Source organism: Streptomyces sp. NPDC051320 (assembly GCF_040682175.1).
Classification (GTDB): Bacteria; Actinomycetota; Actinomycetes; order Streptomycetales; family Streptomycetaceae; genus Streptomyces.
This window is the reverse complement of sequence record NZ_JBFBAL010000003.1, coordinates 451,181-475,880: the sequence shown is the minus strand read 5'-3', so window position 1 is coordinate 475,880 and position 24,700 is coordinate 451,181. Positions and strand designations below refer to the sequence as shown.

Here is a 24,700-nt window from a genome sequence, read left to right as displayed (position 1 = left end):
ATGTCGGCCCCCACCCTGCCCGTGAGCAGCAAGCAGACGCAGCCGCCGCACCATGACGGCCCGCCACCGGAAGCACGTCGTGAGGTGTTCGTCCGCAGTGTACGCCGCAACCTCTCGGCGCACGGCTTCCTGATCGGCGCCGTGCTCTGCTTCGCGTTCTTCTCGTGGTACCCGATGGTCAGGGAATTCCTCCTGGCCTTCCAGAAGACCGAAGCAGGAAAAACGACCTGGGTCGGTCTGGACAACCTGGAGTACGTGTTCCACGACCCGGCCTTCTGGCAGGCCTGGCGCAACACCCTGCTCTTCACCGCCCTGGCGCTGCTCCTCGGCTTCCTTGTCCCGTTCGTCATCGCTATCGTGATCAACGAATTCCGGCACGCCCAGGGGTTCCTGCGCCTGCTGGTCTACCTGCCCGTCATGCTGCCGCCGGTCGCCTCGGTCCTGCTCTTCAAGTACTTCTACGACCCCGGATACGGACTCTTCAACGGTGTCCTGCACTTTCTGCATCTGCCCGAACAGCAATGGCTCCAGTCCACGAGCACCGCGATGCTCTCCGTGGTCATCGCCGCGACCTGGATGAACATGGGCGGCGCGACCCTGATCTACCTCGCCGCGCTGCAGGGCATACCCGGTGAGCTGTACGAAGCGGCCGAGCTCGACGGAGCCGGGCTCCTCAGCAAGATCTGGCATGTCACGATCCCGCAGACCCGGCTGATCCTCTCGTTGCTCCTGCTGATGCAGATCATCGCGACCATGCAGGTCTTCACCGAGCCCTTCCTGCTGACCAACGGCGCCGGCCCGGAGGGTTCGACGACCACCGTCGTCTACCTCATCTACCAGTACGCCTTCAACTTCAACAACTACGGCGGCGCCGCCGCCCTCGGCCTGGTCCTGCTCGTGCTGCTGGCCGGCTTCTCGGCGGCGTACGTCCGACTCAGCCGCGACAGCGAGAGCTAGGAGTACGACGATGGCAGAGCGCACTCTGATCTCACCGGCACAACTGGGTCGCCCCCGGGGCAAGACCGTCTACTGGACCGTTCTGACCCTGGTGGTGCTGCTGTTCACTCTGGTCTTCCTCGGCCCGCTGTACTGGATGGTGACCGGGGGCCTGAAGACCGCGCAGGAGTTCGCGCAGTCGCCGCCCACTACAGTCCCCAAGAGCTTCCATCCGGAGAACTACTCGCATGCGTGGAAGGTGATGCAGCTGTCCAAGCTGCTCCTCAACACGCTCTACTACGCCTTCGGCGCACTGGCCTTCCAACTCGTCTTCGACGTCGCTGCGGCCTATTCGCTGTCCAAGCTGAGGCCCGTCCTCGGCAAGGTCATCCTCGGCATGATGCTGGCGACGCTGATGATTCCCGCGACGGTGCTCGTCGTGCCGCAGTACCTCACGGTTCTCGACGTGCCGATCTTCCAGCGCAATCTGCTGAACTCGCCCTGGGTGATCTGGCTTCCCTCGGTCACCAACGCCTTCAACATCTTCCTGCTGAAGCGGTTCTTCGACTCGATCCCGCGGGAGCTGCTTGATGCGGCGTCCATCGACGGCGCCTCGCCCCTGCGGACCCTGCGCTCCGTGGTGCTGCCGATATCCCGTCCCATCCTGGGCGTGGTCTCGATCTTCGCGGTCGTCGGGGTCTGGAAGGACTTCCTCTGGCCGATGCTCACGCTGCCCGACCCGGGCAAGCAGACCCTGAACGTAGGCATCTACTCGCTGGCCCAGGGGGTGCCGGAGAACTGGCTCATCGCCGCACTCGCCATGGCGTCGGCACCGACGCTGATCATCTTCCTGATCTTCCAGCGCAACATCATGAGCGGCCTGACCGCGGGCAGCCTCAAGGGCTGACCGCCGCACCCGGAACGCGCACCCGGACCGCGCACCCGGACCGCGCACCCGGACCACCGCACCCGGGCCGCGCACCCGGAACACGCTTCCTGAGCGGCCCTTCCCGAAGCACACCTCTCTGAGCACACCTCTCTGAGCACTCCGTCGCCGGCCCTTCACCGGCGCCCCGCTGTCCGGGGCCGGCGGCGGAGTCCCACCTGCCCGAAAGGACCGTCACGTGGCAGACATCCGCCCGTCCGAGGCCACCGAAGACTGGTGGCGAACCGCCGCCATCTACGAGGTGTACGTCCGCAGTTTTGCCGACGCGGACGGTGACGGCACCGGTGATCTGGCGGGCGTGCGGAGCAAACTGCCGTACCTCGCCGAGCTCGGCGTCGACGCCCTCTGGTTCACGCCCTGGTACCTCTCGCCGCTCGCCGACGGCGGCTACGACGTGGCCGACTACCGCACCATCGACCCCGCCTTCGGCACCCTCGGCGAGGCCGAGAAGCTCATCGCCGAGGCCCGTGAACTGGGCATCCGTACCATCGTCGACATCGTGCCCAACCACGTATCCGACCAGCACGCCTGGTTCAGGGCGGCGCTGGCGGCCGGCCCCGGCAGCCCGGAGCGCGAGCTGTTCCACTTCAGGCCGGGGCGCGGCGAGAACGGTGAACTGGCGCCCAACGACTGGCCGTCGCAGTTCGCCGGATCCACCTGGACCCGCGTCGAGGACGGTGAGTGGTACCTCCACCTCTTCGCGCCCGAGCAGCCCGACCTCAACTGGGCCCACCCAGTGGTCCGCAAAGAACACGAGGACGTGTTGCGCTTCTGGTTCGAGCGAGGTGTCGCCGGAGTACGGATCGACTCCGCGGCGCTGCTCACCAAGGCCGAGGGGCTGCCCGACTTCGTGGAGGGCCGCGATCCGCACCCGTATGTCGACCAGGATGAGATCCACGACGTCTACCGCTCATGGCGTGCCGTCGCCGACGAGTACGGCGGCGTCTTCGTCGGCGAGGTCTGGCTGCCCGACTCCGAGCGCTTCGCACGCTACCTGCGCCCGGACGAACTGCACACCGCCTTCAACTTCACCTTCCTGTCCTGCCCGTGGGATGCCGGCCGACTGCGCGGCGCCATCGAGGGGACGCTCGCCGAGCACGCACCGGTCGGCGCTCCGGCGACGTGGGTGCTGTGCAATCACGACGTGACGCGTACGGTCACCCGCTACGGGCGGGCGGACACCGGGTTCGACTTCGCGACCAAGACCTTCAGTACCCCTACCGACCTGGAGCTGGGCACCCGCAGGGCCCGTGCCGCGGCGCTGCTCTCGCTCGCCCTGCCCGGTTCGGTCTATCTCTACCAGGGCGAGGAGCTGGGACTGCCCGAGGCCGAGATCCCGCTGGACCGGATTCAGGACCCGATGCACTTCCGCTCCGGCGGCAGCGACCCGGGCCGGGACGGATGCCGGGTGCCACTGCCCTGGACAACCGAGGCGCCGGCCGCCGAGCCCTGGCTTCCGCAGCCGGCAGGCTGGTCGGCTTATGCCGCCGAAGTCCAGGCCGGAGACCCGTCTTCGATGCTGTCGCTGTACCGCACGGCCCTGCGGCTGCGCCGTGCCGAGGCCGGTTTCAAGGGCGTCGCACTGAGCTGGCTGCCGGCCGCGGAAGGTGTTCTCTCCTTCGCCCGGTCCGACGGCCTGCGCTGCGTCGTCAACCTCGCTGCCGAGCCCGCCGAACTTCCCGGTCATGCGCAGGTCCTGCTCACCAGCGGCCCGCTGGACGACCGAGGTCGGCTCCCGCAGGACACGGCGGTCTGGCTGCGGGTCTGACCTCACGGCCTCACGCCCCCGTGGGTGCGGGCCCGGGCAACGGCTGAGGCGGGCGTGGGCCGTGGTACTGACCACTGGGGCGCAGCCGCAGTGGTCGCTCCGCGTACTCCTCCAGCGCATGGGCGATCCAGCCCGCGGTTCTCGCCACGGCGAAGATCGTCTCCCCGCCCTCCGCCGGCATGCCCGCCGACACCGAAAGCACCGCGAGTGCCAGATCGACATTGGCCTGCAACGCGGTGTGGCGAGCCGTTGTCGCCACCACGTCCCGGGCCGCTGCCAGGGCAGGGCCGGCCCGCGGTACGTCTTCGAGCAGTGCGAACAGCGCCCGGGCGCGAGGGTCCTCCCCGCGGTAGAGCCGGTGCCCGAGCCCCGGCACGCGGCGCCCCGACCGCAGATGGTCCGCCACGACCGGTGCGGCACCGCCCCGCTCCAGGGCTTCGGCCAGCATCCGGTGGGCCAGCCCGCTCGCGGCTCCGTGCAAGGGTCCTTCCAGGGCGCCGAGCCCTGCGGAGACCACGGCGTACGGATGCGCCCGGGCGGAGGCGGCGACTCGGGCAGCCAGTGTCGATGCGGCCAGATCGTGGTCGATGAGCAGCACAAGTGCCGTGTCGAGCACCCGGAGCGAGGCCGCGTCGGGCGGCTGCGTGGTCAGCCGTGACCAGAGTCCGCGCGCCAGTCCGTCGCGTTCCCCGTCGCCCCGCGGACCTGGACCGCCGACCACCGGCAGTGCGCCCACCAGGGTGGGGACCAGGCTGCGGGCGGTACCGAGCACGGCGTCGGTCGAGAGGTCGAAGCGGAGCGGATCGGCTGCTGCCACCGCGACCGTGACCGTCCGCAGCCGGTCCATCGATGTGGCGTGCGCCGGCAGTGCGGCCACGGCCCGGCACCCGGCCTCCAGCGCTTCCGGGGGGGCGGCGAACCGTGTCCCGGGGCGGATGGTCCCGGTCCACAGCCACTCGGCCACCTCTTCGTAGCCGTACCGGCCGGCGAGTTCCGTCGCGTCCACGCCGCGGAAGAAGTAGCGCCCGGTCTCCGGATCGATCAGCGTGACGCCGGTGCGGAAGGCGAGTTCGGTTCCGGCCGGCTGAGGCTCCCGACGGCCCGCACGCCGGGCCAGCGCCGTCACCTCCCTGGCGTCGAAGGTGCTGCCGCGCCCGCCCGGTGCACGCCGGCTGCGGAGCAGACCGCGGCTGACGTACGCGTACACCGTCTCCGGCTTCACCCCGAGCCGGTCGGCTGCCTCCCGGGTGGTGAGCCGTTCGCCTTCCGCCTCGGCTGACTGATCCGTCATGTGACGTGCCGCCTTCATATTGATTCAATCAATGTTGACAGGATTCTAGTCAAGGATGGACAGTCGATTCAATACAGAGTGCGAATCGTGGGAGGAAGCCATGTCCACCATCACCGCTCCGCGTGGACTCGCGGGTGTCGTCGTCACGGACACCGGGATAGGTGACGTCCGCGGCCGCGAGGGGTTCTATCACTACCGTCAGTACTCGGCGATCGATCTCGCACAGGCCCGCACGTTCGAGGACGTCTGGTACCTGATGGTCCACGGCGAGCTGCCGGGGACCGCCGAACGCACGGGTTTCACCGCGAGGACCGCCGCCATGCGCCGGCTCCCCGCCGAGGTGCGCGACGCGCTGCCCCTGATCGCCCGGGCGGGCTCCGGCCCGCTCGCCGGTCTGCGCACCGCGCTCTCCCTGCTCGGCGCGTCAGCGGGCTTCCGGCCGGTGTACGACATCGACGCCGGCCGGCGCACCGCTGACGCGCTCACCGTCTGTGCGGCCGTCCCGACCCTGCTGACCGCACTGCACCGGATCGGCCGGGGACTCGATCCGGTGGAGCCGCGTGACGACCTGCCGTATGCGGCGAACTACCTCTACATGCTGACCGGTTCGGAGCCGGACCCGGTCCGGGCCCGAGCCGTGGAGCAGTATCTGATCTCCACCGTCGACCACGGTTTCAATGCCTCGACCTTCACCGCGCGGGTCATCGCCTCCACCGGCGCCGATATGGCGGCCTGCCTGGTCGGCGCGGTCGGTGCGCTGTCGGGGCCGCTGCACGGTGGCGCGCCCAGCCGGGCCCTCGACACCCTCGATGCCATCGGAAGCCCGGACCGTATCGACGCCTGGGTCCGCGAAAAGGTGACAGCGGGGGAACGGATCATGGGCTTCGGCCACGCCGTCTACCGCACCGAGGACCCGCGTTCCCGGATGCTGCGCGGGATCGCCCAGCAGTTCGGCGGTCCGCTGGTGGACTTCGCCGTCCAGGTCGAGGAGCGGGTGGAGGCCATCCTGGCGGAGCTCAAACCGGGCCGTGAACTGCACACCAACGTCGAGTTCTACGCAGGTGTCGTCATGGAACTGTGCGGGCTGCCGCGCGAGATGTTCACCCCGACCTTCTGCGCGGCGCGCGTCGTGGGGTGGAGCGCGAACATCCTGGAGCAGGCGGCGGACTCAAAGATCATCCGCCCGGCGGCGCGCTACGTGGGGCCGCCCCCGCCGCAGCCGGTGCCGGCGGCCGTACGGAGCTGACCGGGCTCCTGATCCGGGGCGGTGCCGGGAGCCGGTACCGCGGGGGCCCCGCCCCGAATCCGGGCGGGGTGTCCCGCGGTACGGCTCTGGCTTTCCGCCTCCGGCGAGGGAGCCGGCTCAGCCCCTGAGCCGGACCGGCTACACCGGGCCCGCGAGCGTGGCGACCGGCGAGGCCAGGGGGACCCCCGAGCCGTCCCGGCGCGGGTCGGGCTCCGGCAGCTCGGCGGGTGCGCCGTTCGCCGCGGCAGCCCGCACCGGCGTCTCGCCCGCCCAGGCCAGCACCAGTAGGTCCTCACCCTTCAGGAAGCGCTGGCAACGCACCCCGCCGGTGGCCCGCCCCTTGCGCGGGTACTGATCGAACGGAGTCAGTTTCGCCGTACGCACCGAGTCGTCCAGGGTGCCGTGCGAGCTCGCGACCGTGAACACCGCGGCGTCAGCCGCCGGGTCCACCGCGGTGAACGAGATCACCTTGGCGCCGGCACTCAGCTTGATACCTGCCATACCGCCCGCCGGGCGGCCCTGCGGCCGCACGTGCCCCGCCGGATAGCGCAGCAGCTGGGCGTCATCGGTGATGAAGACGAGGTCCTCCTCGCCGGTCCGCAGCTCGGCCGCGCCGACGATCCGGTCGCCGTCCCGGAGGCCGATGACCTCCAACTCGTCCTTGTTCGCCGGGTAGTCGGGCACTACCCGCTTGACGATGCCCTGTTCGGTACCGATCGCCAGACCGGGCGACGACTCGTCGAGCGTGGTGAGACAGACCACCGACTCGTCATCCGTGAGGGAGACGAACTCCGAGATCGGCGCCCCGCCCGCCAGATTCGGCGCGGCGGCGGTGTCCGGGAGCTGCGGCAGGTCGATCACCGCCAGCCGCAGCAGCCGGCCGGCCGAGGTGACCACACCGATGTCGCCGCGCGCCGTCGCCGGAATGGCGGAGACCACCACATCGTGCTTGGTGCGCTTCTGGCCTTCCGCGTTCGGCGGTTCCGCGTTCGCCGTACGGGCCAGCAGGCCGGTCGATGACAGCAGCACCCGGCACGGGTCGTCGGCGACCTCCAGGGAAGCCGCGGCGATGGGCGTGCCCGCCGACTCCAGGAGGACCGTGCGCCGGTCGGTGGAGTACTTCTTGGCCACTGCGGCGAGTTCGGCGGAGACGAGCTTGCGCAGCTCCGCGTCGGAGTCCAGGATCTTCGTCAGCTCGTCGATCTCGCTGTTGAGCCGGTCGCGCTCGCTCTCCAGCTCGATCCGGTCGAACTTGGTGAGCCGGCGCAGCGGTGTGTCCAGGATGTACTGCGTCTGCGTCTCGCTCAGCGAGAAGTGCGAGATCAGCCGCTCCTTGGCCTGGGCGGAGTTGTCGCTGGACCGGATGAGGCGGATGACCTCGTCGATGTCGAGCAGAGCCACCAGCAGGCCGAGGACCAGATGCAGGCGGTTCCGGCGCTTGCCCCGGCGGAACTCGCTGCGGCGCCTGACCACCGAGAAGCGGTGGTCGAGATAGACCTCGAGGAGCTCCTTGAGACCCAGCGTCAGCGGTTGTCCGTCGACCAGCGCCACATTGTTGATGCCGAAGGATTCCTCCATCGGGGTGAGCTTGTAGAGCTGCTCGAGCACCGCCTCCGGAACGAAGCCGTTCTTGATCTCGATGACCAGGCGCAGGCCGTGCGAGCGGTCGGTGAGGTCCTTCAGGTCGGCGATGCCCTGCAGCTTCTTCGAGCCGACCAGGTCCTTGATCTTGGCGCGGACCTTTTCCGGTCCGACGGCGAACGGCAGTTCGGTGACGACGATGCCTTTGCGCCGCGGCGTGACGTCCTGCACGGTGGCGGTGGCACGGATCTTGAAGCTGCCCCGGCCCTTCTCGTACGCGTCCTTGATGCCGTCGAGTCCCACGATCCGGCCGCCGGTCGGCAGATCGGGTCCCGGCACGAAGCGCATCAGGGTCTCGAGGTCCGCGCCCGGGTGCTTGATCAGGTGGCGGGCGGCGGCGATGATCTCGCCCAGATTGTGCGGCGGCATGTTGGTCGCCATCCCGACCGCGATCCCCGAAGAGCCGTTGACCAGCAGGTTCGGATAGGCCGCCGGGAGCACCCCGGGCTCGCGTTCCTGGCCGTCGTAGTTCGGCTCGAAATCGACGGTGTCCTCGTCGATCGACTCCGTCATCAGCGAGGTCGCGTCGGCCATCCGGCACTCGGTGTACCGCATGGCGGCCGGCGGGTCGTCGTTGCCCAGGGAACCGAAGTTGCCATGCCCGTCGACCAGCGGGAGGCGCATCGAGAAGGACTGCGACAACCGCACCAGTGCGTCGTAGATCGAGGCGTCGCCGTGCGGATGCAGCTTGCCCATGACCTCGCCGACGACCCGGGCGCACTTCACGTAGCCGCGGTCGGGCCGCAGCCCCATCTCGTTCATCTGGTAGAGAATGCGCCGGTGTACGGGCTTCATACCGTCACGGGCGTCCGGCAGGGCCCGTGAGTAGATCACCGAGTACGCGTACTCGAGGAAGGAGCCCTGCATTTCATCGACCACGTCGATGTCGAGGATCTTCTCCTCGAAGTCCTCCGGCGGCGGGGTCTTCGTGCTGCGGCGGGCCATCGCTGCTGCGGCTCCTTCACGTGCCTGGTCTGGTAGTGACGCCGACCATTGTGGACCGTCCCACTGACAACGCCGACCGCGACCCGGGAACTTAGCCAGCTGTGAGTGCGCTTGCATACAGTGGCAGCACTGCATTCAACGCGGTCACACACGCGATCGAAGGGACGTACATGCCCATGGGTCACACGGCCACAGCCGAGGCCGGTTCCGGCGGCCTGACAGCGACCGAGCACCGGCTGGCCAATGGCCTGCGGGTGGTGCTCTCCGAGGACCACCTGACCCCGGTCGCCGCGGTCTGCCTCTGGTACGACGTCGGTTCACGCCACGAGGTCAAGGGGCGTACCGGACTTGCTCACCTTTTCGAGCACCTGATGTTCCAGGGTTCCGCACAGGTCAAGGGCAACGGTCACTTCGAACTGGTGCAGGGCGCCGGCGGGTCGCTCAACGGCACCACGAGCTTCGAGCGCACCAACTACTTCGAGACGATGCCCACCCATCAGGTGGAGCTGGCGCTCTGGCTGGAAGCGGACCGGATGGGCTCGCTGCTCGCCGCGCTCGACGACGAGTCGATGGAGAACCAGCGGGACGTCGTCAAGAACGAGCGCCGTCAGCGCTACGACAACGTGCCCTACGGCACGGCCTTCGAGCGGCTGACCGCCCTGTCCTACCCGGAGGGCCATCCTTACCACCACACGCCGATCGGCTCGATGGCCGACCTGGACGCGGCGACCCTGGAAGACGCGCGGGCCTTCTTCCGCACGTACTATGCGCCCAACAACGCGGTCCTGTCGGTCGTCGGCGACATCGACCCGGAGCAGACGCTCGCCTGGGTCGAGAAGTACTTCGGCACGATTCCCTCCCACGACGGCAAGCAGCCGCCACGGGAGGGGTCCCTTCCCGACATCGTCGGGGCGGAGCTGCGTGAAGAGATCCACGAAGAGGTGCCCTCGCGAGCCCTGATGGCCGCCTACCGGCTTGCTCAGGACGGCACCCGGGCCTGCGACGCCGCCGACATCGCGCTGACGATCCTGGGCGGCGGCGAGTCCTCGCTGCTGCACAACCGCCTGGTACGCCGGGACCGCACGGCCGTGGCCGCGGGCTTCGGCCTGCTGCGGCTGGCCGGTGCGCCCTCGCTGGGCTGGCTGGACGTCAAGGCGTCCGGTGGTGTGGAGGTACCGCGCATCGAGGCGGCCGTCGACGAGGAACTGGCCCGCTTCGCCGCCGAGGGCCCGACGGCCGAGGAGATGGAGCGCGCCCAGGCGCAGCTGGAGCGCGAATGGCTGGACCGGCTCGGTACGGTCGCCGGCCGCGCCGACGAACTGTGCAGGTTCGCCGTGCTGTTCGATGACCCGCAGCTCGCCCTGACCGCAGTCCAGCGGGTGCTGGACATCACCGCGGAAGAGGTCCAGGAGGTAGCGAAGGCGCGCCTTCGCCCGGACAACAGGGCGGTGCTGGTGTACGAACCCGTCACCGCCGAAGAAGCCGAAGAGAACCGCGCGCCCGAGAACGACGCGACCGACGAGAACGACGAGGCGGACCAGTGACCGATGCCGCAGCCGTGAGCATGACCTTCCAGCCGCAGCCCCAGCCGGGTGTCGCCAGGCCGTGGGCGTTTCCGGCTCCCGTCCGCTCCACCCTGTCCAACGGTCTGACCGTGCTGCGCTGCGACCGCCCCGGGCAGCAGCTCGTGGCCGTCGAGATCAACCTCGACGCCCCGCTGGACGCCGAGCCGGACGGACTCGACGGCGTCGCCACCATCATGGCGCGCGCCTTCTCCGAGGGCACCGACAAGCACTCGGCGGAGGAGTTCGCCGCCGAGCTGGAACGCTGCGGCGCCACACTCGACGCGCACGCCGACCATCCCGGCGTCAGGATCTCCCTGGAGGTCCCGGTGTCCCGGCTGCTCAAGGCGCTCGGCCTGCTCGCCGCCGCGCTGCGCGCGCCGGCCTTCGCCGACAGCGAGGTCGAGCGTCTGGTGGGCAACCGGCTCGACGAGATCCCGCACGAGCAGGCCAACCCGGCCCGCCGAGCGGCCAAGGAGCTCGCGAAGGAGCTCTTCCCGGCCGCCGCCCGGATGTCGCGTCCGCGCCAGGGCACGGAGGAGACGGTCGCGCGTATCGACGCGGGCGCCGTCCGCGCCTTCTACGAGGGGTACGTCCGGCCCGCGACGGCCACCGCGGTGGTCGTCGGTGACTTCACCGGGATCGATCTGGACGCCGTGCTCGCCGAAACCCTGGGCGACTGGCAGGGCAACACGGGCACGCCGCGGCCGGTACCGCCGATCACCGCGGACGACACCGGCCGGGTGGTCATCGTGGACCGCCCGGGCGCCGTGCAGACCCAGCTGCTGATCGGCCGGATCGGCGCCGACCGGCACGACCGCGTCTGGCCCGCCCAGGTTCTCGGTACCTACTGCCTGGGCGGCACCCTGACGTCCCGTCTCGACCGCGTACTGCGCGAGGAGAAGGGCTACACCTACGGCGTGCGCGCGTTCGGCCAGGTACTCCGGTCCGCCCCGGACGGGAGCGGTGCGGCGATGCTCGCGATCAGCGGTTCGGTGGACACCGAGTCCACGGGCCCGGCGCTCGACGACCTCTGGACGGTGCTGCGGACCCTGGCGGCGGGCGGTCTCACCGACGCCGAGCGGGATGTCGCCGTGCAGAACCTGGTGGGCGTCGCTCCACTCAAGTACGAGACGGCCGCGGCCGTCGCGGGCACCCTCGCCGACCAGGTCGAGCAGCACCTGCCGGACGACTTCCAGGCGCAGCTGTATGCGCGGCTTGCCGCGACCGGGACGGTCGAGGCGACCGCCGCGGTGGTGAGCGCCTTCCCGGCGGACCGTCTGGTGACGGTGCTGGTCGGGGACGCAGCGCAGATCAAGGAGCCCGTCGAGGCACTCGGAATCGGCGCGGTGACGGTCGTATCGGGCTGAGCCGTTCGCAGTAACGGAAGCACCCCCCGGGGCTCCGGTGGCCAATGCGCCGCCGGAGCCCCGGTGGTGTGTCCGGCTCAGGTCGGTTGCATGTCCGGTTTGTTGGCTGAATCGATCGTCCGTCCTGTGGCATGTGCGACACATCCTCTTGTCCGTTTGGTCCCGCCAGGACCAGCCCCTTACGGTCGCTCTCGCTGTTCGTCACCTCCGCAGGCCGCAACCGTGGCCCGAACACCGATCGCCGAGTCCCCGTCGACGGCCTGGGACCCCGCCGCTGACCCGGTAGGCGAGAGCCAACGAAAGGATCAAGACCTCCATGGCGTTCACCCGCCCTCTCGGTAAGCACCGTGCCCCGAACCGGCCGGCCCGCAGGACCGCGACCGCCGCGGGCGTCGCGACTCTTGCCACCGCGGGCGTCATCGGAAGCCTTGCCTCGCCGGCCATGGCGGACGAGGCAAAGGCCCCCGCCACGAGCCGGGCCGACCTCGTCCGGAGCATCATCGTCGGCGACACGGTCGCCGACCGGATCGAGGCCCAGGCCACCGCACAGCAGCACGAGGCCGACGTGGCCGCCGCGAAGGCGAAGGCCGAAGCGAAGGCCGAAGCGAAGGCCGAGAAGGAACGCGAGGCCGCCCAGCGCTCGGCGCGCGAAGCCGCCCGCAAGCGCCTGAACGCCTACGTGGTCCCGATAGCCAACTCGTACGTCTCCACCGGTTACCGGACCGGCGGCAGCCTGTGGTCCTCCGGCAGCCATACCGGCATCGACTTCCACGCCGCCGGCGGCACGGTGGTGCACGCGGTCGGTGCGGGCACCGTCGTCGAGGCCGGCTGGGGCGGCGCGTACGGCAACAACATCGTCATCAAGATGAACGACGGCAGCTACACGCAGTACGGCCACCTGTCGTCCATCGGCGTCTCGACCGGTCAGTCGGTCACCTCCAACCAGCGGATCGGTCTCTCCGGTGCCAGCGGAAACGCCACCGGTCCGCACCTCCACTTCGAGGCCCGCACGGCCCCCGACTACGGCTCGGACATCGACCCCGTCGGCTATCTCCGCTCGCACGGCGTCAACGTCTGACGCACGGATTCGTACGACGGACGGTCCCAAAAGATATCCACGGTTTACCGGACGCCGTCGGAAATTAACCCGCCCTGTCATAGAGTCACCGAACAGGCGTCGGTCGACCGCGTTTCGCGGGGGATGAAGGCGGAGGTTCGGTCATGCGCATTCCCGCGCATTCGGTGTGTACGGCTATTCGTGACGACATTATTGCGGGTGTCTTCGCACAGGGCAGCCGGCTGACCGAGGAGCCCCTCGCCCGCCGCTACGGAGTCTCCCGGGTCCCGGTGCGCGAAGCGCTGCGCACCCTGGAGTCCGAGGGCTTCGTGGTCACCCGCCGTCATGCCGGTGCGTGTGTCGCGGAGCCGACCGAGCGGGAGGCCGCCGATCTGCTGGAGATACGGACACTGCTGGAGCCCATGGGCGCGGCCGGGGCGGCCCAGCGCCGCACCGACGCCCACCTCAAGGTGTTGCGGGGCCTGGTGAGACTGGGACAGGAACGGGTCCGCCGTGCACAGGGCGAGGATCTGCGGTCGCTGGGCGGGTGGTTCCACGAGACGCTTGCCCAGGCATCGGGAAGCGTGGCGTTGACCGCACTGCTCACCCAGCTCGGACAGAAGATCGTCTGGATGTACACCGTTGAGCAGCCCGCTGATCCTGGCGAGTTCTGGGCCGAGTGCGGGGCGATCGCGGAGGCAGTGGCACGCCGCGACGCGGAGCGGGCCCGCTTCCTGACGGCACGCCATGCCGAGCGGAGGACCGCGCTGTACCGGCTGCGGAATCGGGCGGGTGTGAGGGCTTTGCAACATGGTGTAAACACCGCGAGTGGCCCGCATTAACAATCGCGCCGTATACAGAAGAACGCGGGTCGGTAACGCGGTAGCCGGGTTTTCTGCTGCCCTTTTATATCCGGCTCATCGGCCTTTCCCGGCCGGCGGCCGGAAAAAAACAAAGCCGCAGCGCCCGGAGAAGGGGCTGCGGCTCTGGTGGCGCCGGTGGTCGGCGCGGTGTCGTCAGACGGTCTCGGGGAGCTCGTCGAGACCCTCGGCGACCAGCTTCGCCAGACGATCCAGGGCGGCATCGGAGCCCTCCGTGTCCGAAGCGAGCACGATCTCCTCGCCGCCCTCGGCGCCGAGGCCGAGCACCGCGAGCATCGACGCGGCGTTGACCGGACTGCTGTCGGCCTTCGCGATCGTCACCGGGACGCCGGAAGCGGCGGTGGCACGGACGAAAATGGAGGCCGGCCGGGCGTGCAGACCCTCGGCCCAACCGACCTTTACGCGGCGCTCAGCCATGGTGTTGCCCTTCAAGTTCTCTGGCAGTTGTCTAGACCATTCTTGCATGCGCTCCGAGGTGCTCGGGCCCTGCCCGGTGCCCGACTGTACCGCCCCTCCCACCGCCGTGACCCGTACGCTTTCCCCATGCAGCCTCCGCTGGAGCAGAACCCGCACCAGGTGTACCCGGCTCACTGGGAAGCCGATGTGGTGCTGCGCGACGGCGGTACCGCGAGGATCCGGCCGATCACCACCGAGGACGCGGAGCGGCTCGTCAGCTTCTACGAGCAGGTGTCGCCCGAGTCGAAGTACTACCGCTTCTTCGCACCGTATCCCCGGCTCTCCGCCAAGGACGTCCATCGCTTCACCCATCACGACTACGTCGACCGGGTGGGCCTCGCGGCGACCGTGGGTGGCGAGTTCATCGCGACGGTCCGCTACGACCGGATCGGCGAGGGCGAGGCCGAGGTCGCCTTCCTCGTCCAGGACGCGCACCAGGGACGGGGTGTCGCCTCGGCGCTGCTCGAACACATCGCAGCGGTCGCCCGTGAGCGCGAGGTGAGCCGGTTCATCGCCGAGGTACTGCCCGCCAACAACAAGATGATCAAGGTCTTCACCGACGCGGGCTACGAGCAGAAGCGCAGTTTCGAGGACGGCTCGGTCCATCTCACTTTCGACCTCGAACCCACCGAGGCGTCCCTCGCCGTGCAGCGCGCCCGGGAGCAGCGGGCCGAGGCCCGCTCGGTGCAGCGGCTGCTGGCGCCCCGCGCGGTGGCGGTGGTCGGCGCGGGCCGGGCGCCCGGTGGATTGGGCCGGACCGTGCTGCGCAATCTTCTGGGCTCCGGATTCACCGGCCGCGTCCATGCCGTGAACCGCGCCTTCGCCGATGACCTCACGGAGGTGGACGGTGTCCCCGCCCACCGCTCGGTCGCCGGCATCGACGACACCGTGGACCTCGCCGTCGTGGCAGTGCCGGCCGAACACGTCCCCGCCGCGGTCGCCGACTGCGGGAAGAGCGGCGTGCAGGGGCTGGTCGTCCTGGCCGCCGGTTATGCTGAAAGCGGCCCCGAAGGGCTGCGGCGCCAACGAGAACTCGTACGGCAGGCGCGTTCCTACGGGATGCGCATCATCGGCCCGAACGCCTTCGGCCTCATCAACACCTCCGAAGCCGTCCGGCTGAACGCGTCGCTGGCGCCCGAGTCGCCGGCCCGTGGCCGGATCGGGCTCTTCACCCAGTCCGGCGCCATCGGGATCGCCCTGCTCTCCGGGCTGCACCGGCGCGGCGCGGGACTCTCCTCGTTCATCTCGTCGGGTAACCGCGCAGATCTGTCCGGCAACGACTTCCTGCAGTACTGGCACGACGACGCGGACACCGACGTCGCCCTCCTCTACCTCGAATCCATCGGCAACCCCCGGAAGTTCACCCGGCTGGCCCGGCGCACGGCAGCCGCGAAACCGGTCGTCGTGGTCAAGGGCGCCCGGCACAGCGGCAGTGCTCCGCCGGGCCACGCGGTGCCGGTCACCCGTATCCCGGACGCCACGGTCTCGGCGCTGCTGCGACAGGCGGGGGTGATCAGGGTCGACACGGTCACCGAACTCGTCGACGCGGGTCTGCTGCTCGCCGACCAGCCGTTGCCGGCCGGCCCGCGGGTGGCCATCCTGGGCAATTCCGAGTCGCTGGGACTGCTGACCTACGACGCCTGCCTCACCGAACGTCTGCGCCCGCTGCCGCCCGTCGACCTGACGACGGGGGCCACCCCGCAGGACTTCCGGGAGGCGCTCGCCCGGTCGCTGGCGGACGACGGCTGCGACGCGGTGCTGGTCACGGCGATCCCCTGGGTGGGGGAGAACGGCGCCACGGAATCGGGTGGCGGCGAGCTGCTCGCGGCCACGCTCCGCGAGGCGGCGGCGCAGGCGCCCTCAGCCAAGCCGGTGGCCGTGGTGCACCTGGAGATCGGCGGCCTCGCCGAAGCGCTGGCGGCAGCCACCAGCACCGCGCCGTCCGCGCAGCCCGCCCCCGCCCGGCCCGGTGGGCAGAGCACCGGGCCCGCCCCGGCCCCCGGCCCCGACCCGGTGGACCCGCACCGGGGCGGTCCCCGCCGTATCCCCGCATACCCGGCCGCCGAGCGGGCCGTCCGCGCGCTCGCCCAGGCCGTCAGATACGCGCAGTGGCGCCGTCAGTCCGCCGACGCCGGCCGGGTTCCCGAATACGACGACATCGACGAGGCCGGCGCCGCGGCACGGATCGACGCACTTCTCGACACCGCGCACGTCGACGTCGCCCGTGGCCTGGCCCTCTCGACCGACGACACCTGCGAACTCCTCGGCCTGTACGGCATCCGCGTGCTGCCCGTCCGTCCGGCGCCGGACGCCGACGCCGCCGTCGCAGCGGCGGCCGCTCTCGGCTACCCCGTCGCGCTGAAGGCCACCGCCCCCCACCTCCGTCACCGCCCCGACCTCGGTGGAGTCCGCCTGGACATCGCGTCCGAGGCCGGACTGCGCCGCGCCTACGCCGAACTGACCGGCGCCCTCGGCGCGCCCGCCGAGGTCCGCCCGGTGGTCCAGGCGATGGTGCCCCGGGGCGTCGACACCGTCGTACGGTCCGCGATCGACACGGCTGTCGGCGCTGTCCTGTCCTTCGGACTGGCCGGAGCACCGTCCGAACTGCTCGGCGACACGGCGCACCGCCTGATCCCCGCCACCGACCGCGATGCCGCCGAGCTGATCCGAACCATCAGAACGGCCCCGCTGCTCTTCGGCTGGCGCGGCTCGGCACCGGTGGACACCGCCGCACTGGAAGAACTGCTGCTCCGGGTGTCGCGCCTCGTCGACGACCATCCGGAGGTGGTCTCGGTCTCCCTCGAGCCGGTCGTCGTCGGACCCACCGGCCTCTCCGTGCTCGGCGCTTCGGTACGGCTGGCCCCCGCGCACGCCCGCGGCGACCTCGGCCCACGCCGCCTCCCCAGCTACTGAGCACACCCGGCAGGGCCGCCGCCCCTCTCTGTCGGTCGGTCTAAGATGGAGCCCATGGCAAAGACCGGTACGACGACCCAGGGGCTGCGCGCGGCGATCGAGCGCAGCGGCTATTACCCGGCCCTCGTGGCCGAGGCGGTGGAGGCCGCTGTCGGCAGTGAGCCGGTTGCTTCGTACCTGGTGCACCAGGAGACGACCTTCGATTCCAACGAGGTGCGACGCCACGTCACGGTCCTCGTCCTGACGGGCAACCGTTTCATCGTCAGCCACACCGACGAGCAGGCCGCCGACGGCGGCTCGCCCACGCCGTTCGCCACCACCTCCACCGAGTCCGTGAAGCTGGACCGGATCTCCTCGGTGGTCCTCAGCCGGGTCGTGGCCAACCCGGAGAAGTACGTCCCGGGCACCCTGCCCCGCGAGGTCGTGCTGACGATCGGCTGGGGTGCGGTCGCCCGCCTCGACCTGGAGCCCGCCGCCTGTGGCGATCCCAACTGCGAGGCGGACCACGGCTACACCGGCAGTTCCACCGCGGACGACCTGAGCCTGCGGGTGAGCGAGGCAGGCGACGGCCCGGACACCGTCCGGCAGACGCTGGCCTTCTCCCAGGCACTCTCCGAGGCGACCGCGGCAGCCGGCCGCTGATGGCCCAGCCTGTCTGGCCCGACCCCGAACCGCTCGCCCTCTCCACCGCCCCGGTCCCGGAGTACGGCGCGGGATCGCTCGCCGATCTGCTGCCGACCCTCGCCGCGGGCCAGGGCGTTCCCGGCCTCAGCGCGGCGATCCCGGAACTCCAGCCGGCCGACCGGAACTGCGTCTTCCTGATCGACGGTCTCGGTTGGGAGCAGATCCGGGCGCACCCGGACGAGGCCCCCTACCTCCACTCGTTGCTGCCGACCTCACGCGGCTCCACCGGCCGTCCGCTGACCGCCGGTTTCCCCGCCACCACGGCGACCTCGCTCGCCTCGGTCGGCACCGGCCTGCCGCCCGGAGCCCACGGACTCACCGGCTACACCACGCGTAATCCGGACACCGGCGAGCTGATGAACCAGCTGCGCTGGAAGCCCTGGACCGATCCGTACGTCTGGCAGCCGTATCCCACGGTCTTCCAGCTCGCCGACGCGGCGGGGGTGCACACCGCTCAGGTGTCGTCGCCGGACTTCCAGCACACCCCGCTCACCAAGGTCGCGCTGAGCGGTGGCACCTTTCGCGGACAGCTGTCCGGGGAGGACCGGGTGGACCTGGCCGCGGCCCAACTCGGTGCGGCCGACCGCTCGTTGATCTACACCTACTACAGCGAGGTCGACGGCAAGGGCCACCGCTTCGGCATGGAGTCGGATGCCTGGCGCGGGCAGCTGATGTATGTCGACCGGCTGGTCCAGCGTCTCGCGGAGCAGCTTCCGCCGCGCTCCGCACTCTATGTCACTGCCGACCACGGCATGATCGACGTCCCGTTCGACGAGGAGTCCCGGATCGACTTCGACGAGGACTGGGAGCTGAGCGCGGGCGTCGCTCTGCTGGGCGGCGAGGGCCGTGCCCGGCACGTCTATGCCGTCCCCGGTGCGGCGGCCGATGTGCTGACCGTCTGGCGTGAGGTACTCGGCGAGCAGTTCTGGGTGGCGAGCCGTGACCAGGCCATCGAGGCCGGCTGGTTCGGTCCCACCGTCGACGAGCGGGTGTACGGGCGGATCGGCGACGTGGTCGCGGCCGCCCACGCCGATGTGGTGATCACCGCGTCCCGGCGCGAGCCGAACGAGTCGGCCATGGTCGGCATGCACGGTTCCATGACCCCCGTCGAGCAGCTCGTCCCGCTCCTCGAAGTACGCTCGTAGGCCCTGCCGCCGGCCCGGCGCGCCCGCACCCCGAACAGACTCCGAAAGGTCTCCCTCCCCTATGCCCGAGCTGGCCTTCTTCTCCGGAACGATGGATTGCGGGAAGAGCACACTGGCACTGCAGATCGGGCACAACCGCGCTGCCCGTGGCCTCCGGGGGGTGATCTTCACCCGGGACGACCGGGCGGGTGAGGGGAAGCTCTCCTCGCGCCTCGGCCTGGTCACGGAGGCGGTCGAGGCCGCCGAGGGCATGGATGTGTTCGCGTATGTCGTGGACCAGCTGTCGAAGGGCGGCAAGGTCGACTACGTGATCGTGGACGAGGCGCAGTTCCTTGCGCCCGAGCAGATAGACCAGCTTGCGCGGATCGTGGACGACCTCGGACTGGACGTCTTCGCCTTCGGCATCACCACGGATTTCCGGACCAAGCTCTTCCCCGGCTCACAGCGGCTGATCGAGCTGGCCGACCGGATAGAGAGCCTCCAGGTGGAGGCGCTGTGCTGGTGCGGCGCCCGGGCCACCCACAACGCCCGCACGGTGGGCGGGGAGATGGTGGTGGAGGGCGCACAGGTGGTGGTCGGTGACGTGAGCCACTCGGCGGAGGAGATCGGCTACGAGGTCCTGTGCCGCCGTCACCACCGCCGCCGGATGACCGGCGTTTCGTCCCGCGCCGGCGCGCTGTCCCCGGATGTCCTGCCGGTCCCATCCGCCTGAGCGTGCGTATGTTCCGTTCCGGCGGTCGGACGTGGTGACTTCGGCCCGGTGGGCGCGTTGTACAGGACGTGCCCCATCCTTCTCCGCTCTCGCCCCAGACCTCGGCCGCGCCCGTGGTGACGAACGCTCCGCCGCCCTTCCTGTTGACGCCTGCGCAGGGTGAAGCCGCCCGTCGCCTGCTGACCTACGTGGCGTCGTTGCCGCCGGCCGGCGCCGATGCGCAGCTTCTCGCGGTGGTCGTCGCCATCCGTGCCGCGCGGAGCGGAGTCGGCAATCTCACCGGCCAGGACCTGCGGTCCCTGCGGCTGACCGACGCGGAAGGAGCCCTCACCGCCGTCGCCGATCTGGGATGGCAGGCGCAGGGCGACCTGCTGGGCGGCGATCCCGCTACCCCGGTGGCCATCCTGGTGCCCGACCTGACGGACGAGACGGATCGCAGGCTGCCCTTCGGGAAGCTGATGCGGTCCCGGGTCTCGGGGTGGACCACCCGGGCCCTCACCGCGAAGCCGGTCAAGAAGGCCTCGCCGGCAGCCAGGCTCGCAGCGCTCTTCCTCGCTGCCCACAGCTCCCCCGACCGCCAGGGCGTTCTTCCCGATGATCTGCCCGAGGACGGCCGGGCCGCGCTGCCCGAACTGCTCACTAAGGGCTTCCTGACCGAACTCGATGACAGCAGGTACCGTCTCGCCGAGACCGTTGGGCACCTGTCAGGTCTGTACCTCAGTCCCGAGTACCAAGCGGCCGCGGACCTCCTGCGCTGGAAGGCGTGGAAGGAAGAGGCGAGTGCGGCGTTGCGCAGGCATGTGGAGGCGGTCGAACAGTGCCCGCTGTGTGACGTGCCGACGGAACGGGTGGCGGAGGCGTTCATGGCCAAACCGGTGCCTCCGCCGTTCCTGTCCTGGGTGCGCACCGCTTACGGTGAGTGGAAGAACAGCCACCCCGACCGCGGCCCCCGGGCGGCCCGATTCGCCGCGAATTTCCGCGCCGAACACGGCCACGGTCCCTCCGGCAAGCAACTCTGCGAGGGTGTGGGCTGGGGAGACCAGCCGAGCGAGCTGCGGAGCTTCATCGTCCGACGGCTCGTCGCCAATGAATGGCTGACCAGCACCGCGCCGGTGCCGTGGACCTTGCGCCCGGGCCGAGCGGCCCGGGCCGGCGCTTCCGGTGCTGCCCCCACCGTGACCCGGGCCGGCGCACCGCGCTGACCGAAGGCTGGTCGGGGCCCGGGAGCGGACTCAGTCCTTCCCCTCCAGTTCGCCCTCCGTCTCGAGGAACACCTTGCGGAGCTCGGCGAGCGCGGCAGGATCCGGCTCGGCCCACATACCGCGCGACTCGGCTTCCAGCAGACGCTCCGCGATGCCGTGCAGCGCCCAGGGGTTGGCCTCCTGCAGGAACGCGCGGTTCTCCGGGTCCATCACGTAGGTCTCGGTGAGCTTGTCGTACATCCAGTCGGCCACCACCCCGGTCGTGGCGTCGTACCCGAAGAGGTAGTCGACCGTGGCGGCGAGTTCGAAGGCGCCCTTGTAGCCGTGCCTGCGCATCGCGGCGATCCATCGCGGATTCACCACCCGGGCGCGGAACACCCGGGAGGTCTCCTCGACCAGCGTGCGGGTACGGACCGTTTCGGGCCGGGTGGAGTCACCGATGTAGGCCTCCGGAGCTGCCCCCTTCAGGGCGCGGACGGTGGCCACCATGCCGCCGTGGTACTGGAAGTAGTCGTCGGAATCGGCGATGTCGTGCTCGCGGGTGTCGGTGTTCTTGGCGGCGACCGCGATGCGCTTGTACGCGGTCTCCATCTCGGCACGGGCCGGCCGGCCGTCCAGTTCACGGCCGTAGGCGTAACCGCCCCACACCGTGTAGACCTCGGCGAGGTCGGCGTCGGTGCGCCAGTCCCGGGAGTCGATGAGCTGGAGCAGACCGGCGCCGTACGTGCCCGGGCGGGAGCCGAAGATACGGGTGGTGGCGCGGCGTTCGTCGCCGTGCTCGGCCAGGTCGGCCTGGGCGTGCGCGCGTACGTGGTTCGCTTCGGCCGGTTCGTCGAGGGAGGCGGCCAGCCGTACCGCGTCGTCCAGCAGGCCGATGGTGTGCGGGAAGGCGTCGCGGAAGAAGCCGCTGATACGCAGGGTGACATCGATGCGGGGCCGGCCGAGGTCGGAGAGCGGGATGGGCTCCAGACCGGTGACCCGGCGGGAAGCGTCGTCCCAGACCGGCCGGATGCCCAGCAGGGCGAGCGCCTCCGACACATCGTCGCCGGAGGTGCGCATCGCGCTCGTACCCCACAGCGAGAGGCCCACCGAGGTCGGCCAGTCACCGTTGTCGGTGCGGTAGCGCTCGAGAAGGGAGTCGGCCAGGAGCTGTCCGGTCTCCCAGGCGAGGCGTGACGGCACGGCCTTCGGGTCGACGGAGTAGAAGTTCCGCCCGGTCGGCAGGACGTTGACCAGTCCGCGCAGCGGCGACCCGGATGGTCCGGCCGGGACGAAACCGCCGCTCAGCGCGTGCACGGCGTGGTCGATCTCATCGGTGGTGGCGGAGAGCCGGGGAACGACCTGGCGGGCCGCGAAGTCCAGGATGTCGGCGACCTCCCGGGGGTGGCCGGAGGCGACACGGCCGACCGCGGCCGGATCCCAGTCCGCGTCCTCCATCGCCTGGACCAGGGCGCGGGCCTCCTCCTCCACGGCGTCGGCGGAAGTCCGGGTGGCGGCCGCCTCGTCGAGGCCGAGCGCCTCGCGCAGACCGGGCAGCGAGGTCGTACCGCCCCAGATCTGACGGGCCCGCAGGATGGCGAGGACCAGATTGACCCGGGCCGCACCGGCCGGCGGCGCCCCCAGCACATGGAGGCCGTCGCGGATCTGCGCGTCCTTGATCTCGCAGAGCCAGCCATCGATGTGCATGATGAACTCGTCGAAGCCCTCGTCGTCCGGGCGGTCCTCGAGGCCCAGGTCGTGGTCCAGCTTCGCGGCCTGGATCAGCGTCCAGATCTGCGCCCGGACCGCCGGCAGCTTGGCCGGGTCCATGGCGGCGATGGCCGCGTGCTCGTCGAGCAGTTGCTCCAGGCGCGCGATGTCCCCGTAGGACTCGGCGCGGGCCATCGGCGGCACCAGGTGGTCGACCAGGGTGGCGTGCACCCGGCGCTTGGCCTGGGTTCCCTCACCCGGGTCGTTGACCAGGAAGGGGTAGACGAGCGGCAGATCACCCAGCGCCGCGTCGGGGCCGCAGGCCGCGGAGAGCCCGGCGTTCTTGCCGGGCAGCCACTCCAGGTTGCCGTGCTTGCCGAGGTGCACCATCGCGTCCGCGCCGAAGCCGCCGTCCTCGCGGGCGGCCTGAATCCAGCGGTAGGCGGCCAAGTAGTGGTGGGAGGGCGGCAGATCCGGGTCGTGGTAGATCGCGATCGGGTTTTCGCCGAAGCCGCGCGGCGGCTGGATGAGGATGAGCAGATTGCCGCGGCGCAGCGCCGCGAGCACGATGTCGCCCTCGGGATTGCTGCTGCGGTCCACGAACATCTCGCCGGGTGGCGGGCCCCAGTGCCGCTCGACCGCGTCGCGCAGTTCCCGGGGGAGCCGGGCGTACCAGCGCCGGTAGTCGGCGGCCGGAATACGGACCGGATTGCGGGCCAGCTGTTCCTCGGTGAGCCACTCCTGGTCGTGGCCACCTGCCTCGATCAAAGCGTAGATCAGCTCGTCACCGTCGCCGGACTCGAGTCCCGGTACCGGCTCGTCGCCGAAGTCGTAGCCGTCCGCGCGCAGTCGGCGCAGCAGGGCCACGGCACTGGCAGGGGTGTCGAGACCGACCGCGTTGCCGATGCGTGAGTGCTTCGTCGGGTAGGCCGAGAGGACCAGCGCGAGCCGCTTCTCCGGGTTCGGCACGTGGCGAAGCCGTGCGTGGCGTACGGCGGTTCCGGCGACCCGGGCGGCCCGCTCCGGGTCGGCCACATAGGCCGGCAGCCCGTCCTCGTCGATCTCCTTGAAGGAGAACGGCACGGTGATCAGCCGGCCGTCGAATTCCGGCACCGCGATCTGGCTGGCGGCGTCCAGCGGCGAGACGCCCTCGTCGTTCTCCTCCCAGGCGCTGCGGGAGCCGGTCAGACAGAGCGCCTGCAGGATCGGTACGTCGAGCGCGGCGAGCGCACCCGCGTCCCACGCCTCCTCGTCGCCGCCCGCCGACGCCGCGGCCGGCTTGGTGCCGCCCGCCGCGAGGACGGTGGTGACGATCGCGTCGACGCCGCCGAGTGCGTCGAGCAGTTCGGGTTCGGGGGCGCGCAGCGAGGCGACGTACAGCGGCAGCGCCCGGCCGCCGGCGTCCTCCACGGCGCCGCACAGCGCGTCGATGAACGCGGTGTTGCCGCTCATGTGGTGGGCCCGGTAGTACAGCACCGCGACCAACGGGCCGCCGGCCCCCTCGCGTTCGGTGCGCTTCAGCGGGCCCCAGGTGGGGGCGGCGGCGGGCGGGTCGAAGCCGTGGCCGGTGAGCAGCACGGTGTCGGAGAGGAAACGGGCCAGCTGTTCGAGATTGCCGGGACCACCGTGCGCCAGGTAGGCGTGCGCCTCGGCGGCGATGCCGATGGGCACCGTGGAGGCTTCCATCAGCTGGGCGTCGGGGGCCTGTTCACCGGTGAGGACCACCACCGGCCGGTCACCGGAGAGCAGCAGGTCGATGCCCTCCTGCCAGGCACGCAGCCCACCGAGCAACCGGACGACGACGAGGTCGGCACCGTCCAGCAGAGCGGGCAGCTCACTCAGATCGAGCCTGGCCGGGTTGGCGAACCGGTACGGCACGGGGCCGCCCGCCGCACGGGCGCTGAGCAGGTCGGTGTCGGAGGTCGACAACAGCAGGAGCACGCGGCGCCCGGCCTTCCTCGGGGTCCGCGCCCCGGGCAGTGAGAAAACGGCGGGAGTTCCTGGCTCATCCGGTTCGCACCGGATTCACAGTGGCGGGACCACGCCGGATTCTCACCGGGCTTCCTCCCCGAGAAGCTGTTGTCCGACCCCCGCTGGGCTCGGGGCGTCTGGCACGCACGCTCGCGGCGTTGCCAAAATGCCCTAATAGCTCCGCTATGAGGACACTCCGGCGCCTTGCGATCGCACGCACCAGACGCCCTGAGCTGGTCCAACGGGGGTCGGACGACAGCTTCTGACGCCGTCTTCGGCGTTGAC

Annotated in this window: 17 protein-coding genes and 1 riboswitch; of the genes, 13 read left to right on the top strand and 4 right to left on the bottom strand. The window is 70.5% G+C overall.

Going from position 1 to position 24,700, the window contains the following annotated elements:
* From AB0M87_RS09800 to AB0M87_RS09790, 3 genes are all read left to right on the top strand, one after another.
* Entirely contained in the window at nt 1-957 is a 957-nt protein-coding gene (locus AB0M87_RS09800) for a sugar ABC transporter permease (RefSeq protein ID WP_365851385.1), read from the top strand.
* A gap of 10 nt (nt 958-967) precedes the next feature.
* A complete protein-coding gene (locus AB0M87_RS09795; RefSeq protein WP_365851384.1) occupies nt 968-1,843 on the top strand; it encodes a carbohydrate ABC transporter permease in 876 nt (291 codons plus the stop codon).
* Between the two features lie 217 nt (nt 1,844-2,060).
* On the top strand, nt 2,061-3,650 hold the full coding sequence (locus AB0M87_RS09790) for a glycoside hydrolase family 13 protein (RefSeq protein ID WP_365851383.1): 1,590 nt from the start codon (nt 2,061-2,063) through the stop codon (nt 3,648-3,650).
* A 10-nt stretch (nt 3,651-3,660) separates the two neighbouring features.
* On the opposite strand, the gene AB0M87_RS09785 is transcribed toward AB0M87_RS09790, so the two are convergent.
* Complete coding sequence (locus AB0M87_RS09785) at nt 3,661-4,941, bottom strand: citrate/2-methylcitrate synthase (protein WP_365851381.1); 1,281 nt, start codon at nt 4,939-4,941, stop codon at nt 3,661-3,663.
* 100 nt (nt 4,942-5,041) lie between these two features.
* On the opposite strand from AB0M87_RS09785, the gene AB0M87_RS09780 reads away from it, so the two are divergent.
* Complete coding sequence (locus AB0M87_RS09780; RefSeq protein WP_365851380.1) at nt 5,042-6,187, top strand: citrate synthase/methylcitrate synthase; 1,146 nt, start codon at nt 5,042-5,044, stop codon at nt 6,185-6,187.
* Nucleotides 6,188-6,325: 138 nt separating this feature from the next.
* Here AB0M87_RS09780 and AB0M87_RS09775 read toward each other — a convergent pair whose 3' ends face one another.
* Complete coding sequence (locus tag AB0M87_RS09775; RefSeq protein ID WP_365851379.1) at nt 6,326-8,773, bottom strand: DNA topoisomerase IV subunit A; 2,448 nt, start codon at nt 8,771-8,773, stop codon at nt 6,326-6,328.
* Nucleotides 8,774-8,943: 170 nt separating this feature from the next.
* On the opposite strand from AB0M87_RS09775, the gene AB0M87_RS09770 reads away from it, so the two are divergent.
* The 4 genes from AB0M87_RS09770 (at nt 8,944) to AB0M87_RS09755 (ending at nt 13,604) form a co-directional block, all read left to right on the top strand.
* The gene (locus AB0M87_RS09770) at nt 8,944-10,317 is read left to right on the top strand and encodes a pitrilysin family protein (protein WP_365851378.1); all 1,374 of its coding nucleotides are present in this window, start codon (nt 8,944-8,946) and stop codon (nt 10,315-10,317) included.
* The gene (locus tag AB0M87_RS09765; RefSeq protein WP_365851377.1) at nt 10,314-11,705 is read left to right on the top strand and encodes a pitrilysin family protein; all 1,392 of its coding nucleotides are present in this window, start codon (nt 10,314-10,316) and stop codon (nt 11,703-11,705) included. The genes AB0M87_RS09770 and AB0M87_RS09765 overlap by 4 nt, the downstream gene beginning before the upstream one ends.
* A 316-nt stretch (nt 11,706-12,021) precedes the next feature.
* A complete protein-coding gene (locus AB0M87_RS09760; RefSeq protein WP_365851376.1) occupies nt 12,022-12,783 on the top strand; it encodes a M23 family metallopeptidase in 762 nt (253 codons plus the stop codon).
* A gap of 143 nt (nt 12,784-12,926) precedes the next feature.
* Nucleotides 12,927-13,604 (top strand): GntR family transcriptional regulator, encoded by a 678-nt coding sequence (locus tag AB0M87_RS09755; RefSeq protein ID WP_365851375.1) that lies wholly within the window; start codon nt 12,927-12,929, stop codon nt 13,602-13,604.
* A 174-nt stretch (nt 13,605-13,778) separates the two neighbouring features.
* Here the strand turns inward: AB0M87_RS09755 and AB0M87_RS09750 are convergent, their stop codons facing one another.
* Nucleotides 13,779-14,060 carry an HPr family phosphocarrier protein gene (locus AB0M87_RS09750; protein ID WP_365851374.1) on the bottom strand — a complete coding sequence of 94 codons (282 nt, stop codon included), beginning with the start codon at nt 14,058-14,060 and terminating at the stop codon, nt 13,779-13,781.
* 126 nt (nt 14,061-14,186) lie between these two features.
* Between AB0M87_RS09750 and AB0M87_RS09745 the strand changes: the two genes are divergently transcribed.
* The 5 genes from AB0M87_RS09745 to AB0M87_RS09725 all read left to right on the top strand — a co-directional run bounded on the left by AB0M87_RS09745 (nt 14,187) and on the right by AB0M87_RS09725 (nt 20,755).
* On the top strand, nt 14,187-17,012 hold the full coding sequence (locus AB0M87_RS09745) for a GNAT family N-acetyltransferase (RefSeq protein WP_365851373.1): 2,826 nt from the start codon (nt 14,187-14,189) through the stop codon (nt 17,010-17,012).
* Nucleotides 17,013-17,066: 54 nt separating this feature from the next.
* A complete protein-coding gene (locus AB0M87_RS09740; RefSeq protein WP_328536250.1) occupies nt 17,067-17,654 on the top strand; it encodes a DUF5998 family protein in 588 nt (195 codons plus the stop codon).
* Nucleotides 17,654-18,841 carry a nucleotide pyrophosphatase/phosphodiesterase family protein gene (locus tag AB0M87_RS09735; protein ID WP_365851372.1) on the top strand — a complete coding sequence of 396 codons (1,188 nt, stop codon included), beginning with the start codon at nt 17,654-17,656 and terminating at the stop codon, nt 18,839-18,841. Before AB0M87_RS09740 ends, AB0M87_RS09735 begins: the two co-directional genes overlap by 1 nt.
* Nucleotides 18,842-18,902: 61 nt before the next feature.
* Entirely contained in the window at nt 18,903-19,553 is a 651-nt protein-coding gene (locus AB0M87_RS09730) for a thymidine kinase (protein WP_365851371.1), read from the top strand.
* 113 nt (nt 19,554-19,666) lie between these two features.
* Nucleotides 19,667-20,755, top strand: coding sequence for a hypothetical protein (locus tag AB0M87_RS09725; protein WP_365851370.1), 1,089 nt, complete (start codon nt 19,667-19,669; stop codon nt 20,753-20,755).
* 30 nt (nt 20,756-20,785) lie between these two features.
* Here the strand turns inward: AB0M87_RS09725 and cobN are convergent, their stop codons facing one another.
* The gene (gene cobN / locus AB0M87_RS09720; RefSeq protein WP_365851369.1) at nt 20,786-24,385 is read right to left on the bottom strand and encodes a cobaltochelatase subunit CobN; all 3,600 of its coding nucleotides are present in this window, start codon (nt 24,383-24,385) and stop codon (nt 20,786-20,788) included.
* 34 nt (nt 24,386-24,419) lie between these two features.
* A riboswitch (cobalamin riboswitch) is annotated at nt 24,420-24,553 on the bottom strand.
* Nucleotides 24,554-24,700 lie beyond the last annotated feature (147 nt).